Here is a 15,906-nt window from a genome sequence, read left to right as displayed (position 1 = left end):
GTGGCGTCCATGGATCGAGCAACGGCCTGACCGGCGAATCTTCAGAAATGATTTCAGTTGGCTATAATCTGCGCGCCGCACTGTTCTGGTGCGGGGTATTCTCTGGCAGGTTGTCTCTTGCGGGTTTCCGGCATCCTGTCTTTGTTCGAGCCCGATGAATGACGGAGCGTCTGCATGAACGTCTATTGGGTGGTGTTGTTACTGGCGGTGATCGTGGAAATCGCCTGGGCCCTGAGCCTGAAATGGATCCAGACCCAGCCGGGAGTGTGGTCCATTGGAACGTCTCTGGTGCTGACGGGTCTCAACATGCTGATGTTGTCCTATGCCATGCGTGGCATTCCGGTGGGTACGGCCTATGCGGTATGGACCGGATTGGGAGCAGTGGGTATCACGGTAATTGGTATTCTCTGGTTCAGCGACCCGCTAAGTGCCTCGCGGGTGGCCTTCATGGCCCTGATTATTGTCGGGGTGGTGGGCCTGAAGTTGACGGCGAAGGTGGGGTGATTGTCGGGCAGATTGCGGGTTGTATTGGACGTTGTCGGGCTTTTGGTGTCGAATGCCTGTAGCTGGCATTTTACAATTTTTTCCCGCTAATACCTCGATGAACCGTTAGTCTCTGCAGGCACTTGCAGACTGCAGACAGATGGAGAAAACCGTGCGGATTGCTTATCTGGAAGATGATATGGCCCAGGCCGAGCTGGTGACCCACTGGCTGAAGGAGGCGGGACACAACTGTATTCATCATTCCAGCGGTCGAGAATTCATGTCGCTGTTGCGGCGCGATACTTTCGACATTCTCCTGCTGGATTGGGAAGTGCCTGACATGAATGGCTATGCCGTGCTGGAAGAGGTGCGAGCCAGTGGCAACCGAACCCCGGTACTGTTCGCCACCCAGCGTGATGATGAATCCTCGATTGTCGGCGCACTGTCGCTCGGAGCGGATGACTACATGGTAAAACCGACCAAGCAAGCGGAATTGCTGGCCCGGATCACAGCCCTTGGGCGCCGGGCAGGGGTAGCGGAAATGGATGAAGAAACTTCGCTTTCGGTGGGGCCCTGGACAGTGGATCGCGCCCGCCGTCAGATCCTGCTGGACGATGAAGCGGTGAAACTCACCGACAAGGATTTCGAACTGGCCTGTTACCTGTTCCAGAATGTGGGCAAGCTGATGAGTCGTGCGCACCTGCTGGAAAAGGTATGGGGCATCATGACGCCGATTGAATCGCGCACGGTGGACGTACATATCAGCCGCATTCGCCGCAGCCTGCAGATCCGCCCGGAACGTGGTTACCGTATCAAGACTGTCTATCAGCATGGCTATCGGCTGGAGCCGATCGAAGAATAAGCTGAACAGGCAAAACTGTTTCAGGAAGGGGTGAGATGAAGGGTTGGTTGTGGATGGCGTTGCTGTTGGGACTGTTGTCCTCGGCAGCCAGCGCGCAAGAGGATTGGCAGTATACCCTCCGGCCCGGTGATTCCCTGTGGAAGATCTGTGACCGCTTCGCCCAGCAGCCAGATGCCTGCTGGCGCGAACTTGCCTCTTATAACGGCCTCGATAACCCCCATAGCCTTAGCCCCGGCAATACCCTGCGGGTGCCCATCGACTGGCTCAAGGAAAAACCCATCCCGGCCACCGCTCACGCGGTGAAAGGAGAAGTGCTGCTTTATCCCGTATCAGGTGGTGAACCGCTGTTGGTCCAGGAAGGGCAATCCATTGCTTTCGGTGATGCCCTGGAAACCGGCATGAATGGCAGTGTGCGGGTGCACTTCGCCGACCAGTCTGTGGTGCTGATCAAGCCTTCCAGCCTGCTGGTGGTTAACCAGTATCGGCGCTTTCTTGGCCAGAAAGGCGAGCGCACCGAGTTGCGGCTGCAGCGTGGCAACATCCGCAATACTGTTTCCCCCCAGGATCAGGACGAAGCGACGTTTGAGGTCTATACCCCCGGTGTGGTCGCGGCGGTGCGCGGTACCGAATACTATCTCTCGGTGGATGGTGCCGAGACCACCCGTAACGAAGTGCTGGAAGGGCAGGTGGATGTCACCGGCCGGGAAACCACCCGGGAAGTGACCGACGGCTATGCCACCCTGGCGGCCGTGGATGAGCCGCCCATGGAGCCCGTGGCCTTGCTTCCGGCCCCCGCCGTGGTAATCACCGAATCTCACACCGGTGCAGAGGCAGTCTGGCCGGCCCAGGCCGAAGCCGAACAGTATGCGGTGGAATGGTACCAGCAACCCGATGGCGCCCTGCTGGGGCAGCAGTTCCTCACCGATACCCGCTGGCAGCAGGATTTGCCGGTGGGCCAATACCGCCTGTTGGTGCGTGCAGTGGATGCCAATGGTCTGCGGGGCGAAGAAGCCTGGCAGCCGATCCGCATTACCCCGCCCCCCGCCGAACCGCCACCGGTGGTTCAACCCGAGCCGTTGCCCGAACCCGAGCCGGAAAAGAAAAAGCCCTGGGATCTCTGGGTTTTCATTGGCGGGGTCGCCCTGATGCTGGCGCTGTAAGACATGCGCCGCCGCCTGACGCTGGATCAGCGCCGCTATCTGGCCGAACACGTCTCGGTATTGCTGCTGGTGGCTGCACTGAGTGTATTGCTCAGCGTTAGTGGTGCCCTGTCGTTCATTGATCGCTACATCTACGACAACCTCATGCAGACCCTGCCAGACGAGCCCGCCAGTGATGTGGTGATTGTCGGCATTGATGAATACAGCCTGCGCGAAATTGGTCGCTGGCCCTGGGACCGCAAGGTGCATGCGCAGCTGATCGACCGCCTCACTGAAATGGGCGCCCGTGCGGTGCTGATGGATCTGATTCTCTCCGAGCCGGACCGCAACAACCCTGAATCCGATGAGGCCCTGGTGCAGGCCATGACGGCCAATGGCCATGTCTATCTGCCCGTGCATGTGGAGCAATTGCGTGCCGGAGGCCAGCTTATCGAGGTGTTGCCCTATTCGCCCTTTGCCCGCGCGGCTGCGGGTCTGGGGCATGTGGACCTGGAGCTGGATGCGGATGGCGTGGCCCGCTCGGTATACATGCGCTCCGGGATTGGCCAGGCCTGGTGGCCACATATCACCCAGACCCTGCTGGTGCACGAAGGTGAGCTGGCAGAAAATCGCTTTCCATCGAATCAGGGTGAGGAGTTTTCCGGGCTCGCCAACGTGCGCCGCTATCACCGTTACATCCCCTTTGTTAGCGGCCCCAACAGTTACCCCCAGGTGTCCGCGGTGGAGCTGCTGGAAAACCTGATCCCCGAACAGCTGATTCGTGACCGCATTGTGTTGGTGGGGGCCACCGCGGCGGGGCTGGGCGATATGCTGCCCACCCCGGTGGCCAATAGCGGCGAGCTCATGGCGGGAGTGGAAATCAACGCCAACCTGCTGGACGCCCTGCGTGATGATCGTCTGATCCGCGAGTTGAACATGCCCAGTGTGCTGATCCTCAGCGCACTGCTGGCTCTACTGGCGCCGCTGTTGCTGCCCTATGTGCTGCCACGCTGGAGCATTCCGCTGGTGGCCGCCATCATGCTGTCCTGCATGCTGGCGAGCATGATCATGCTGATTACCCTGCGGCTCTGGTTGCCACCTGCTGCAGCCATGACCGCGGCGCTGATGGCCTACCCGCTGTGGACCTGGCGTCGTCTGGAATACTCCCTGTCCTATATGCGCAAGGCGCTGGAAAGGCTGGCGGAATACAGCGAACTGAATCGCCGTCTTACCCGTTCGGCATCCCTGGAGCAGCTCGGCGTGATGCTCGACCAGGTGCTGCCGGTCCGGGCCTGGCAACTCAATGGCCCGGATGTGCAGCTATCCGGCGGCGAGGCCCTTGCCGCATCGCAATGGAAGGGGTCTCTGGCGCGCCAGTATCGCTTCCGCTATGAGGGGCGGCGTTTCGAGTTGCAAGTGGTGTGGCATCAGGGGCTGGATGCGGACACCTATGATTACTGGGTCCATGCCATGCTGGTGCGGATTCGCTCCGGGGTGCCCAGCGCAGGCCCGCGTTACGAAGTGCTGGAAAACCACATTGAACGATTGCGCCGCGAAGAAGAGCGTCAGGAAGCCCTGACCCGGTTCTTCCAGGTGACCCTGGCGCAGATCCGCGAAGGCGTCGTGATTGCCGACGCCTGTGGCGGCATCATCTTTGCCAATCCTCAGGCGGCCCTGTTGCTGGGCGTGGATGCCGTGCGGCTGAACAGTGGTGATTTTCCCGTCACCGACATGGGGCGCGAGCTGGAACTGCGTGAACACAGCTGGGATGTGCTGCTTCGGCAAACCCTGGCAGAGGGCCGCAGCCAGCTGGAATGCCGCAATCGCCAGGGTGCCGATCTCTACCTGGACATGCTGCTGGTGCATGCCGGCGATAACCCCGGGCGGATGATGATCCTGTCCTTCAAGGATATCTCTGAGGTCAAACTGGCCCTGCGCACGCGCTCGGAAATGCTCGACTTCCTGTCCCACGACCTGCGCTCACCCATGGTCTCGGTGCTGGCCCTCACTGAAAAAATGCGCCAGGGCAGCACCCTGGAAGAGCTGCCCCAGTTTCTGGACAACGTTCAGCACTACGCCCAGAAGAACCTGAACATTGCCGAGCAATTCCTGCAGCTGGCCCGGGTGGAAGCGGTGGAAACCGTGGAAATGAACGAGCAGGACATGCTCGACGTGGTGGAAAGCGCCATCGACCAGGTGCAGATTCAGGCCCAGCAACGCGGCATCGGGCTGCGCTTTGATTACGATCCCGAGCAGGATGTCTGGGTACAGGGCAACAATGAATTGCTGGAGCGTCTGATCGTCAATCTGCTCACCAACGCCATCAAATACAGTCATGAAGGCAGCTCTGTGGACGTGCGCCTGTATGCCGAGAATGATCAGGTGTGCTGCGACGTGCGTGACCGCGGTGTGGGTATTCCTCCGGAATTCCAGGCGCGCCTGTTCCAGCGCTTCAGCCGGGCCAGTACCAGTGGCGGCGCCAGCGTCCGCGGCGCGGGGATGGGGCTGCGATTCGTCAAGGTAGTCACCGAGCGCCATGGCGGTGAAATCCGGGTGCACAGCGTGGTCAACGAAGGCAGCCGCTTCACCCTGGTTTTACCTCGCATTGACATGGGTTGAGGCAGTTTGGCTACTTGGGGCGCCCGATAAGGGATTTCCGCTACCCTGCCTGTTACCTGGGCGTAAGCCGCAAAAAGATGCCATTTTGTCCCCACGGCCTGAGCGGGTATAATCGCCAACCGCACGCCCCCGAGGCGACTCACAGAACAGTAGAGGTGTAATTGTGAAAAAGATGCTGACAGCCAGCCTGGTCCTGATTGCCGCCCTGTTTGCCGCCGGCAATGTGGCTGCCAAGAGCACCAAGGAAATTTCCCCCTACCCGCTGGGTGAACGTTCCGTGTTCAGCGACCGCGCCATCGAAGAGCGTATCAAGCCGGTCGGTTCTGTGTGTGTGGAAGGTGAAGAGTGTGGCACCGCCGCCCCGGCTGAGGCTGAAGTGGCCAGCGGCCCGCGTTCCGGCGATGCCGTCTACAACTCTGCCTGCGCAGCCTGTCATGCCACTGGCGCCGCTGGCGCTCCCAAGACTGGCGACGCGGCTGCCTGGGCACCCCGTATCGCCCAAGGCGAAGCCACTTTGGTCAAGCACGCCATTAATGGCCTGAACGCCATGCCCCCGAAAGGCATGTGCATGACTTGCTCTGACGACGAAATCAAGGCTGCCGTCGAGTACATGGTTGGCGAGAGCAAGTAAGTTTGACCCGGATCCTGTTCGCGGCGGCGGCCCTGATCCTCACCGCCTGCTCGGATAGCGAATCCACCAACAGCGCCCCGACTGCCACCGCCGATCAGGCGGAACGACGCAGCGGGGTGTTGTTGTATCGCCAGTACTGCGTCAACTGCCACGGCAGTGGCGCCGCCGGCGCCCCCCAGGTGGGCAAACACAATCGCCTGTACTGGTCCCACGAAGTGGAAGAAGAGGGCTTCGAGACCCTCGTTCAGGAAGCCATCCATGGCATCAATGCCATGCCTCCCCGCGGCAACTGCTACGACTGTTCCGATCAGGAAATCCGCAACGCCGTTATCTATATGCTGCAGTTGAGCGCGGCGAAGTAAACACAGCTTCAAGCTGCAAGCTACAAGGCGCGGTTTGGTGTCGTGCTGACTGTAATGCTGTGCCCGCGTTTTGGCGTGAGCACTTGTTGCTGGCTTTCTAAACCATTCTCAATTCCCGTTTTTCAACAGCGCGCAAGTTGAATTTGTAGGATATGGCTTACATAAATTTGTAAGTGATTGAGCTAAATTGGTTTTTCAAAAAAGCGGATGCAAGAAAAGTCCGAGTAAACATTCCCGTTCAACACGCAAGTGCAAGAAAAGTCGGTTGAGGGTGATTCCTGGTTGAGGGGTAAGTCACTGATTGGCAGGCAATTTGATGTACTTTTTTGCGGGCGAGAAGATCGGGGATATACAGCAAAGTGTTATATCGCATCTGCAACTGAATAAACTGTTAGCCAAAAGAGGAACAAATCTTGCCGGATCCAGAAATCAAGGAATGGATTGCATTGCTCAAAGATGCCCTGTTGGGGTTGGCTGCAATCGTGACGATCTTTGTTGGCGTTTACGGGGTGAGGGCTTGGAAGAGGGATTTGGTTGGAAAGGAACTCTACACAGCGGCAAGAAAGCTCGTGAAAGAAAGTCATCTAGTCTGTAAGGCAGCCCGTACACTCCGGCAACCCCTTTGGCCTTACGACAAGCGTCAATTCACAGATGAAGAAATCGAGCACACCACAGAAAATGAAAGGTGGCGTCTATCCGAGGCAGAAGGTTATAAAGCAAAAATCGAAAAGTTCGCAGAGGAATTAAAACGATATGAGTCAGCTATGCTTGACCTTCGCATCTTAGTAGGATCAAAAATTTACGAGGGTTTTTTGCCTTTTGGTCGGTCTCTTACCGAATCGATAGAGCGCGTCAACGCTTATTTAGACCTGCTTCAAGACTTCTCCAATACGTACTTTCCAGATTCGCCGCAGATCATCGAGGCACAGCGACAGCTTTACCCATCCGATAATCTTGATGATGAGTTGTCACAAAATCTTGCCGATTCGCGTGAAGAAGGAGAGGTCTTGCTGCTATCGCACCTTCATCGCAAGAGCATTTATGGCTAACAAGGCCGTCAACGCGGACGTATATTTCGTTCGCGCTGCTCACTACATATATGCCGGTTACGGCTGGCGTTAAGTTTTAGGAGAGTTGGATTTGGGCGCTAAATTTCGGGCAGTGAGAATAACAAGCGAAGCAAAGCTCGAAGATATCGCTGAAACCATGCAGCGGGTTATCATAAACTTCTCGAATCCAATAAATTTCTCATGCGTCTTCTATCGAGATCCGCGTGAAGGCGAAACTATCGTTACGATGGTGGCTTTCCAAAATAAAGATGCCTTTTATTTGGATCGGCCGGACCCCGTTTTGCGCTCGTCCTTTTCGTCTAAAGCTCAGAAGACTGGATTCTTGTCTAACCTTTTCTCAAAATTCGGTGGGTCACCGGCAGAGCAAGATCTATCTGCTTACATTAGTCGAATTGTTGCAGTGGCCACGGCCAGACAGCTAAGCTCACGTTTTAATAATGCGACGGCTCATATTGTTTCCGACACATTATGTGAGTGTGGTCACATCACTTTCCAGAATGGGGTTGCCGCCAGCGGAGTTTTAGTCGGCCCAGATGGCACAGAAAGAAAGGTCTCCATCAATAATGGAAGTATGGAGGCCTCAGAATATTCTGTTGGTGCGGACTACCAGAAATATTTTTTTGATCAATCGAATATGGACTTAGAAGAATTTTTGGCGTCCTTGGAGTATTTGGGTCGCATCCAGATCATGGCAAAGAAAGAATTAATTCCGAACACTCGGTTTGAGCTGGAGAAAACTTAATAATCGAAGGCATAGCGACGGGTTTTCCGTTACGGCTACGCCTTCACTACAAACCCGCGTGTGCTGCGGGCGTTAAGTGCCCGAGTTACCCAAGAAAAGTAGACACCTTACTTCTTGCTCTGTAGTCGATCCTCGATGAGATACAAAGCCCGGCAAAGCCGGGCTTTCAGTGCCATCCTCCTCGCCTCAGGCAACCTGGTTTGACGCATCGACCAGCTTCACTCGGGGACTCGGCGAGCGACTGAACTTTTCCACGTTTTCGAGAAAATCGTTGGCCCAGTAGTCGATGTCATAGTGCTGCACCGCGCTAAAGGCCTCGTCCAGTCTCGCGCGGGCGTCGGTGCTGCTCATGGAAAGTGCCAGGTAGCAGGTTTCGGCCAGCTCTAGTGGATTGTGGGGGTTGGTGAGGATGGCGCCGCGCAGTTCGGCGGCGGCACCGGTGAATTCTGACAGCACCAGCACACCGCAGCCTTTGGTGAGCCCCTGGGTGGCCACGTATTCCTTGGAGACCAGGTTGAGTCCATCGCGCAATGGGGTAATCCACATGACATCGGCCATGGCGTAGTAGCTCACCAGTTCTTCAAACGGAAAGGCACGGAAAAAGAATTGCACAGGGGTCCAGCCGACGTTGGCGAACTGACCATTGATGCGTCCGACAGTCTGTTCAATCTGATGTTGCAGTTCATCGTAGATGCGCATCTCCTTGGCGGCAGGTACGCAGACCGTCAGCAGGGTGACTTTGCCGATCAGTTCCGGGTTGTCAGTAAGCAGGCGCTCATAGGCCACCAGTTTCTCCAGAATGCCCTTGGTAAAGTCCAGACGTTCTACAGACAGAATAAGCCGCGTGTCCTTGAGCTGTTCGCGCAGTTCGGCCATGCGTTGCTGCGACTTGGGATCATCCAACACGGTTTTAATGCGGTTCAGGTCGATACCTACCGGGTGGGCACCCAGCCCGATATAGCGATCATTCACCTTGATGGTCTTGCTCATTTCATCCAGGCCAACCGCGCAGCCGTAGGTCAGGAAGCGTGGCGCACAGCCGACCTTTTCGACCACCTCCAGTGGTGTCACGCCCCGGGCCACATCGACAAAGTTTTCGGCCTGACGGGGAATGTGGAAACCGATGTAATCGCACTGCAGCAAGCTGCCGACAATCTCGCGCCGCCACGGAAGCACATTGAAGACATCCGCCGACGGGAAGTAAGTGTGGTGGAAGAAGGCAATGGTCACGTCCGGGCGCAGTTCGCGCAGGTAGGCCGGCACCATCCACAGGTTGTAATCGTGAATCCAGACGGTGGCGTTTTCTGCAGCCTCGGCGGCGGTCCGCTCGGCGAACAGCTTGTTCACTCTGAGAAACACTTCCCAGTGTTCTTCCTTGAAGCTGGCTCTTTCCCAGAAGGTGTGCAGGGTGGGCCAGAAGGCTTCCTTGGAGAAGCGCTTGTAGAAGATGTCGATATCGTCCTTGTTCAGCGGCACACGGGCCGCCACCAGGTTGGGATAACGATCGCTATCCACGTCGGTGTGGGTCTGGAAGTGGGCGGGATCACCATCGTGAGCAGACCAGGCCACCCAGGAGCCGGCCTTGTCGTCATCAAAGAAGCTTAACAGGGTGGGGATGATGCCGTTGGGTGATTTGGGGCGATGGCGGACCACTTTCCCGTCAATGAGGGATTCCTCATAAGGCAGGCGATGGTAAACGATTACCAGATCGGCCTTGCCGGACTTGGTAATGTCGCGGATCTCGGTATCAATACCGGCCGGGCCCATGAAACCGAAATAGCCAAGGGCTTCCAGGATGCCGCCACAACCGGGTGAGGTGGCGTGCATGACGCGGGTGCAGTTTTCGGTGGCGTCCAGCAGCGCTGTTTCAGATTCGCCAACACAGACACCCTTGAAGCCATGCTCGTACATGGACAGGTCGTTCAGGGTGTCACCGGCCACCAGCACTTTTTCGGTGGAGATGCCGAGATGCTTCACCAGGTTGAGCAGGGTTTTGCCCTTGTTGATGCCTTTGGGGAGCACGTCCAGATAACGGTCAGCAGAATAGAGCAGGTCGCAGCCCAGATCGTCCACCAGGGTTTTCAGGGTGATGTCGACTTCATCGGCATCACAGAAATAGGAGCAGCGGCGTTCCTGGGGAACATCCTGGCGTTGCAGTGAGGCGGCCACTTGTTCGACGGCGCTGCCAACGATGTGCTCGCCGGGCCAGAGGTTATCAATATGCCCCTGAATGGGTTGTACGGGTTGCAGGGTGTTGCCATCCACAATGGTGCAACCCACATCGCAGATAATGTATTGCGGCGCGGGAATGGTGGGGTCTGAGAGCAGAGGCAGCACGGACTCGAGGCCGCGTCCGGTGACAAAAACCAGGTCAATATCCGGATGGGCGGTGATCAGTTGATAAAGTCTGTTCCGGCTTTCCTCATCACCACCCAGAAAAGTACCGTCAAGATCCGTTGCTAAAAGCATAATTACCTCGCGTAGCGGCCAGTTACCAGTATTGCGAGTTCACAATAGCGCTGACTCAAAACAAGCCATTCAGAGTCAGTACGCATTGCCAAATTAGCAGCCGGATGCTGGAGGTGATTCCGCATCGAAAGGAACATGTGCCGGCACCGGGGTGCTAACTGGCAATCTGTTTCCTGAGAGTAGTACTGCATAATCTGTGCCGGGAGGGTGTTTTCTGTCTGTGGGCCGTGTTTTTGATGACGCCTTAAAGGCAGGTGCAGCGCGGGATGGCGGTGGTTACAAAAAAATGGGTATCTACGTTGTATCGGGTTGGCGATGACGGAAAGGTTGCAGGGATTGCGGGTGTTGTTGTGGGTGTTGGCGGGGCGTTTTCTGGTGGTGGTGCATGATGATGGCGCCAGAAACGCGGCTGCATTACTACGGAGCCAATGTAGGAGTTTCTCTTGAGGGACGAACCGTACGCAGTACGGCATCGATCGTAGGGCGATCCGGCGTTGCAGGGCTTGGCGGGCTTTGAAGAAATACTCCCTTTGGTCGCCTCGATGCGCTCGATTCGTCCCCTGGAAGGGAACTCTTACAGCTGTCGGTGCGCGTTTGCTGGGTGCCTGCGGGCTCTCCCTCAGTAGGAACAAAAGGTTGCTATCACATTGATGGAATATTTCACCGAGTTGGGGCACATCGGACTGTTCTTGTCGGCGTTTCTGGCGGCAACGGTGTTGCCGTTGAGTTCCGAGGTGGTGTTGGTGGCCTTGTTGCTCAATGGCATGTCGCCGGCATCCCTGGTGGCCGTGGCCACGCTGGGCAATGTGCTGGGTGCGCTGGTGAATTTTGCATTGGGCTATTGGGCCGGGGTGGCCGTGATCCGGCGTTGGTTAAGAATGTCGGAGGCGGAGTTTTTATCGGCAGAGACGCGTTTCAGGAAGTACGGGGTGTGGTCGCTGTGTCTTGCCTGGGCGCCAATTATTGGTGATCCATTGACGGTGGTGGCGGGCGTGCTGAGGGTGCGGCTGTTGTGGTTTGTGTTGTTGGTGACGGTGGGGAAGTTTCTGCGCTATGTGGTGGTGGCGTGGATGGCGGGGTAGAGACTAGCTTTCAGCTACGAGCTACGAGAAGCGAGTAGCGAAAAGCAAAATCGTGCCCTGCAAATAGCGGGTGTTTGTGCATTTGATTTTCGCAACTCGAAACTTGCTTTTCGAAACTGATTTCCTCGCTGTGCGAGGTTCGTCCCCTTGAAGGAAACGCCTGCAGAAATCGGCTGGGGTTTAATCCAGCAGGGCGCGCAGGTTGGCGATGCTGGCTTCGGCAACAGCGTCTTCCTGGGCTTCATCCTTGATGACGCCAATGCCCAGATAGTCGATATCGTCCTGGGGAATTTCGTCGATGAAGCGGCTGGCAGAGGTATCGATGCGTTCGCCGTATTGCTTGCGGGTCAGTGCCTGGGTCATGGCGAGCGTTTCGCGGGCGCGGGTGATGCCCACGTACATCAGTCGTCGCTCTTCCACAATATTGTCTTCTTCGATGCTGGTGCGGTGGGGCAGCAGTTCTTCTTCCACGCCCATCATGTAGACGTGGGGGAACTCGAGACCCTTTGACGCATGCAGGGTCATCAGCTGGACCCGATCAGAATCGTCTTCCTCTTCCTGCTGTTCGAGCATGTCCAGCAGCACCAGTTTCTTGATGACGGTTTCCAGGTCGCTGGCGCCGTCCTCTTCTTCTTCCTGTTTTTCCAGCATGCGTTCGATGCTGCGCACCAGTTGCCAGACATTCTCGATGCGTTTTTCACCGATCCGCGGGCTGGAGGCGTTCTGCATCAGCCAGCCTTCGTAATCGATGTCACTGATCAGTTCGTTGACGGCTTGCAGGCTGTTCTGGCCAAAACAGAATTCCCGTTTGGCATCCAGCCACGCCTTGAACTTTTGCAGTTTCTCCGCGGACTTGGGGGCCATGACTTCGCCGAGAGCAAAGTCATCGCACACATGGTAAAGCCCCTGCTCGCGTTTGAGTGCCCAGGTGGCCAGTTTTTCCAGGGTGGTAGGGCCGATCTCCCGGCGCGGCGTGTTGATGATACGCAGGAAGGCGTTGTCGTCATCCGGGTTCACCAGCAGGCGCAGGTAGCACATCAGATCCTTGATTTCGCTGCGCGAGAAAAAGCTGGTGCCGCCGGACACCTTGTAGGGGATCGACAGGCTTTGCAGCTTCATTTCCAGAATCCGTGACTGGAAGTTGCCGCGATAGAGAATAGCAAAGTCTTTCCACTTGAGGCCTTGCTGCAGGCGGCGATGGAAGATGTCGCTGGCAATCCATTCGGTTTCGGCATCTTCGTCACGCAGGGCAGAAAAGCGCAGCGGTTCGCCGTAGCCATAATCGGACCACAGGCTCTTGTCGAACACGTGGGGGTTGTTGGCGATAACGGTGTTGGCCGCTTTCAGGATGCGTCCGGTGGAGCGGTAGTTCTGTTCCAGTTTTACGACCTTTAGCGTCGGCCAATCTTCCTGTAGCTGCTCCAGGTTTTCCGGGCGGGCACCGCGCCAGGCATAAATGGACTGGTCGTCGTCGCCTACCACGGTGAACTTGCCTTCCGGAAGGGTGAGCATTTTTACCAGCTCATACTGGGCGCCGTTGGTGTCCTGGTATTCATCCACCAGCAGGTACTGGATGCGGTTGCGCCACTTTTCCAGAATGCGCGGCTGCTCCTTGAACATGCGCGCGGGCATCAGGATCAGGTCGTCGAAGTCCACCGCGTTGCACACCCGCAGCATGCGGTCGTAGCCGCCATAGGCCATGGCGGCGCGCAGGGCTTCGTCAGAATCCGCAGTGCTGACGGCCTGCTCAGGCAGCACCAGGGCGTTCTTCCAATCAGAGATACGTTTGTGGATGGCGTCCACCGCATCCAGATCTTTTTCCGAATCGCCCTGGCGGAGAATTTCCTTGAGGATTTCCTTGCTGTCGGCGCCATCGAGAATGGAAAAACCATTGCGCAGACCGCAGGCCTTGAGTTCGGACTTGAGGATGCGCAGGCCCAGGTTGTGGAAGGTGGAGACGATCAGGCCGCGGGTCAGATCACGGCTGACCAGTGACTGCACCCGCTCCTTCATTTCCCGGGCCGCCTTGTTGGTGAAGGTCACCGCGGCAATATGGCGCGCTGACATGCCCCGTTCCTGGATCAGCCAGGCGATCTTGCGGGTGATCACGCTGGTTTTCCCGGAGCCCGCGCCAGCGAGTACCAGCAGGGGACCATCGGCGTAGTCCACGGCTTCCTGCTGACGGGGATTGAGTTTACTCATTGGGCGTGTATCCGGGTTTGGGGTGTTCGGGCATGTGTGCCAAAGGCGGGTATGATACCAGCGTAGTGGCTGCACTCCAGATACCGGGTGTCAGTTGATCGAAGGATTTTGCCTGCACCGGCGGCGCCCCAGTGGGGCCGGGTCAGGCCTGAACAGGTTGTCAGTGTCACCATGGTCATGCGCCTTGATTTCTTTCTGGCCCACAGTACGGGCCTGAGCCGCAAGCAGGTAAAAATATTGATCGGCAAGGGTGCGGTCCGGGTGGAGGGTGAGGCCCGGCCCAAGGCCAATACCCGGCTGGCCGAGGGCCAGGCGGTGTGGCTCCATGACGAACCGGTGCAATTGCCGGGCCATCGCTACCTGATGCTGCACAAGCCGGACGGAGTGGTGAGCGCCACGGAGGACGGCGAGCATCGCACGGTGCTGGATCTGATACCCGCCGAGCTGCGCCGGGATTTGCACCCTGCCGGGCGGCTGGATCGGGATACTACCGGGCTGGTGCTGCTCACCAGTGATGGTGATTGGTCCCACCGGCTGACCTCGCCTAACCATGTCTGTGGCAAACGCTACCGGGTGCAATGCGCAGAACCGGTCAGTGATGAGGATCTGCAGGCGCTGCGAGAGGGCATTCTGCTACGTGGTGAGGACAAGCCCACCCTGCCGGCACAGGCGGAGCGGGTGAGTGAGTGCGAATTGCTGCTTACGATTAGCGAAGGGCGCTATCACCAGGTCAAACGCATGTTGGCTGCCCGGGGCAACAAGGTGGTGGGGCTGCACCGGGAACAGATCGGTGAGATCGCGCTGGATGCGGGTCTGGCGCCGGGGGAGTTTCGGGTGCTGACGGAAGAAGAGATCGCCAGTATCTGAGGCGGTTTCTACGGGGCTGCTGCAGGAGCTTGCAGGCAACCTCCTGCGGGAAGGTGAGAGGATTAAATCGGCCCTTTCCCGCAAATACGCGATGAGCCATAAAAAAGGCGGAGATTTCCTTTCGGAAATTTCCGCCCTACGGTTTTGGGGTAATGAAGGTTTTCCTCAGTGAACTCAGTGCTCTCTGTGGTAAAAATTTCTCAGCCCAACTGCCCCTGCAGTTCCATCACGTCCACGGTGCGTTCCGGATTCAGTGGGTCGATCAGGGTTTTGGCATCCTTGTAGACTCGCGGCGTCTTGTAGAGCATCGCCACGGCTTTCACATGGCTGGGGCACACGTAGCGATCTGGCATTTCCCGTTGCAGCCAGGCGCGGACCTTGGGGGCCTGGTCGGAGCCCATTTTCGGGAACAGGTGATGTTCCACGTGATGGCTGAAGTGGAAATGCAGCGGGTCGATCCAGCGCCAGGCGCGCACACTCATGGAATTGTCCACCGGATGGTTGTTGTCCATCTGCGGGCGCAGCATGTGGTTAGTGAGGATGTAGCTCTGGCCGATGAAGTTCAGAATCATCAGCGGGATCAGCACGGTGAAGACGGCCAGTGGCCCGGAGGCGATGGCCAGGGCGATCCAGGCGGCACCGCACAGCAGGGACTGGGTGATGGCCTTGCGACGGTTGAAGCCCTTGAACTCGTCACGGCGGCGGGTCTGCATCCACAACACCAGCTGGGCGTGGAACATGAAGGAATAAAACAGGAACAGGAAGCTGTACCAGGTGCCGCTGCCCGGGGCCGGTTTGGTGAAACTGGCCATCTTCGGATACTTCTCATAGCGCACCATGGTGCCGAAGGAATCCGGGTCCTTGTCGCCCAGGTTGGTGTGGGCATGATGGGCCACGTTGTGCCAGCGGCGCCAGAACTCCGGTGGCACCATGGCCGGGCCAAAGCCCATCCAGCCCAGGGTATCCTGCATGCGCCGGCTCATACCCAGGGCGCCGTGCAGCACCTCGTGGGCCAGCAGGGCCTGGCAGGCCAGGGTATGGCCGGCCAGCAGGCTGAGCAGCAGGTTGCCCCACCAGGGCAGGTCAAAGGCGAGAATGCTGGCAATGCTGCCGACGATGATGGCGGTCATGGGGATAAACCACAGGGCACGTTGTGGGCGGGCCTTGAAGGCCGCGGGGCCCAGATCTTTCTTGACGGCATCGCGGATGGCGCGGGCGTCATCCGCGCCAAACTGGCGGCTGTAGGTCGGTGTTTCTGTGCTCATGCTCTGTCCTTGGCGGATCGGCCGAAATCTTCTGATGGCAGGCATTCTGGTGAACAGTTGTGTCCAGTCGAAGTGCAGGGCTGGACAGTTATCGGTCATTTTCGGACAAGCAT

Annotated in this window: 13 protein-coding genes; 10 read left to right on the top strand and 3 right to left on the bottom strand. The window is 57.7% G+C overall.

Annotated features, from left to right (window positions below):
* Nucleotides 1–174: 174 nt before the first annotated feature.
* From GQF00_RS07895 to GQF00_RS07860, 8 genes are all read left to right on the top strand, one after another.
* The gene (locus tag GQF00_RS07895; RefSeq protein WP_161318622.1) at nucleotides 175–504 is read left to right on the top strand and encodes a multidrug efflux SMR transporter; all 330 of its coding nucleotides are present in this window, start codon (nucleotides 175–177) and stop codon (nucleotides 502–504) included.
* A 151-nt stretch (nucleotides 505–655) separates the two neighbouring features.
* The gene (locus tag GQF00_RS07890; RefSeq protein WP_161318621.1) at nucleotides 656–1,345 is read left to right on the top strand and encodes a response regulator transcription factor; all 690 of its coding nucleotides are present in this window, start codon (nucleotides 656–658) and stop codon (nucleotides 1,343–1,345) included.
* Nucleotides 1,346–1,380: 35 nt separating this feature from the next.
* On the top strand, nucleotides 1,381–2,505 hold the full coding sequence (locus tag GQF00_RS07885; RefSeq protein WP_161318620.1) for a FecR domain-containing protein: 1,125 nt from the start codon (nucleotides 1,381–1,383) through the stop codon (nucleotides 2,503–2,505).
* 3 nt (nucleotides 2,506–2,508) lie between these two features.
* A complete protein-coding gene (locus tag GQF00_RS07880; protein WP_161318619.1) occupies nucleotides 2,509–5,103 on the top strand; it encodes a CHASE2 domain-containing protein in 2,595 nt (864 codons plus the stop codon).
* A 172-nt stretch (nucleotides 5,104–5,275) separates the two neighbouring features.
* Nucleotides 5,276–5,734: a cytochrome c5 family protein gene (locus tag GQF00_RS07875; RefSeq protein WP_161319191.1), complete on the top strand. Its 459-nt coding sequence runs from the start codon at nucleotides 5,276–5,278 to the stop codon at nucleotides 5,732–5,734.
* A 2-nt stretch (nucleotides 5,735–5,736) separates the two neighbouring features.
* On the top strand, nucleotides 5,737–6,096 hold the full coding sequence (locus GQF00_RS07870; protein ID WP_161318618.1) for a cytochrome c5 family protein: 360 nt from the start codon (nucleotides 5,737–5,739) through the stop codon (nucleotides 6,094–6,096).
* 413 nt (nucleotides 6,097–6,509) lie between these two features.
* Entirely contained in the window at nucleotides 6,510–7,145 is a 636-nt protein-coding gene (locus tag GQF00_RS07865) for a hypothetical protein (protein ID WP_161318617.1), read from the top strand.
* Nucleotides 7,146–7,236: 91 nt separating this feature from the next.
* A complete protein-coding gene (locus GQF00_RS07860) occupies nucleotides 7,237–7,908 on the top strand; it encodes a hypothetical protein (RefSeq protein WP_161318616.1) in 672 nt (223 codons plus the stop codon).
* A 186-nt stretch (nucleotides 7,909–8,094) separates the two neighbouring features.
* Here GQF00_RS07860 and ggpS read toward each other — a convergent pair whose 3' ends face one another.
* Nucleotides 8,095–10,377, bottom strand: coding sequence for a glucosylglycerol-phosphate synthase (ggpS, locus tag GQF00_RS07855; protein ID WP_161318615.1), 2,283 nt, complete (start codon nucleotides 10,375–10,377; stop codon nucleotides 8,095–8,097).
* Between the two features lie 650 nt (nucleotides 10,378–11,027).
* On the opposite strand from ggpS, the gene GQF00_RS07850 reads away from it, so the two are divergent.
* Nucleotides 11,028–11,459, top strand: coding sequence for a YqaA family protein (locus tag GQF00_RS07850; RefSeq protein ID WP_161318614.1), 432 nt, complete (start codon nucleotides 11,028–11,030; stop codon nucleotides 11,457–11,459).
* A 180-nt stretch (nucleotides 11,460–11,639) separates the two neighbouring features.
* Here GQF00_RS07850 and rep read toward each other — a convergent pair whose 3' ends face one another.
* Complete coding sequence (rep, locus tag GQF00_RS07845; RefSeq protein WP_161318613.1) at nucleotides 11,640–13,661, bottom strand: DNA helicase Rep; 2,022 nt, start codon at nucleotides 13,659–13,661, stop codon at nucleotides 11,640–11,642.
* 177 nt (nucleotides 13,662–13,838) lie between these two features.
* Here rep and GQF00_RS07840 point away from each other — a divergent pair, with 177 nt between their 5' ends.
* Nucleotides 13,839–14,528 carry a 16S rRNA pseudouridine(516) synthase gene (locus GQF00_RS07840; RefSeq protein ID WP_161319190.1) on the top strand — a complete coding sequence of 230 codons (690 nt, stop codon included), beginning with the start codon at nucleotides 13,839–13,841 and terminating at the stop codon, nucleotides 14,526–14,528.
* 200 nt (nucleotides 14,529–14,728) lie between these two features.
* Here GQF00_RS07840 and GQF00_RS07835 read toward each other — a convergent pair whose 3' ends face one another.
* Nucleotides 14,729–15,793, bottom strand: coding sequence for a fatty acid desaturase (locus tag GQF00_RS07835; protein ID WP_202560426.1), 1,065 nt, complete (start codon nucleotides 15,791–15,793; stop codon nucleotides 14,729–14,731).
* Between the last annotated feature and the right edge of the window lie 113 nt (nucleotides 15,794–15,906).

The sequence above is a fragment of the Alcanivorax sp. DP30 genome, from assembly GCF_009882945.1.
In the GTDB taxonomy this organism is placed as follows: domain Bacteria; phylum Pseudomonadota; class Gammaproteobacteria; order Pseudomonadales; family Alcanivoracaceae; genus Alcanivorax.
Note: the sequence above shows the minus strand (reverse complement) of the source record. Positions and strands in the feature narration are given on the sequence as shown.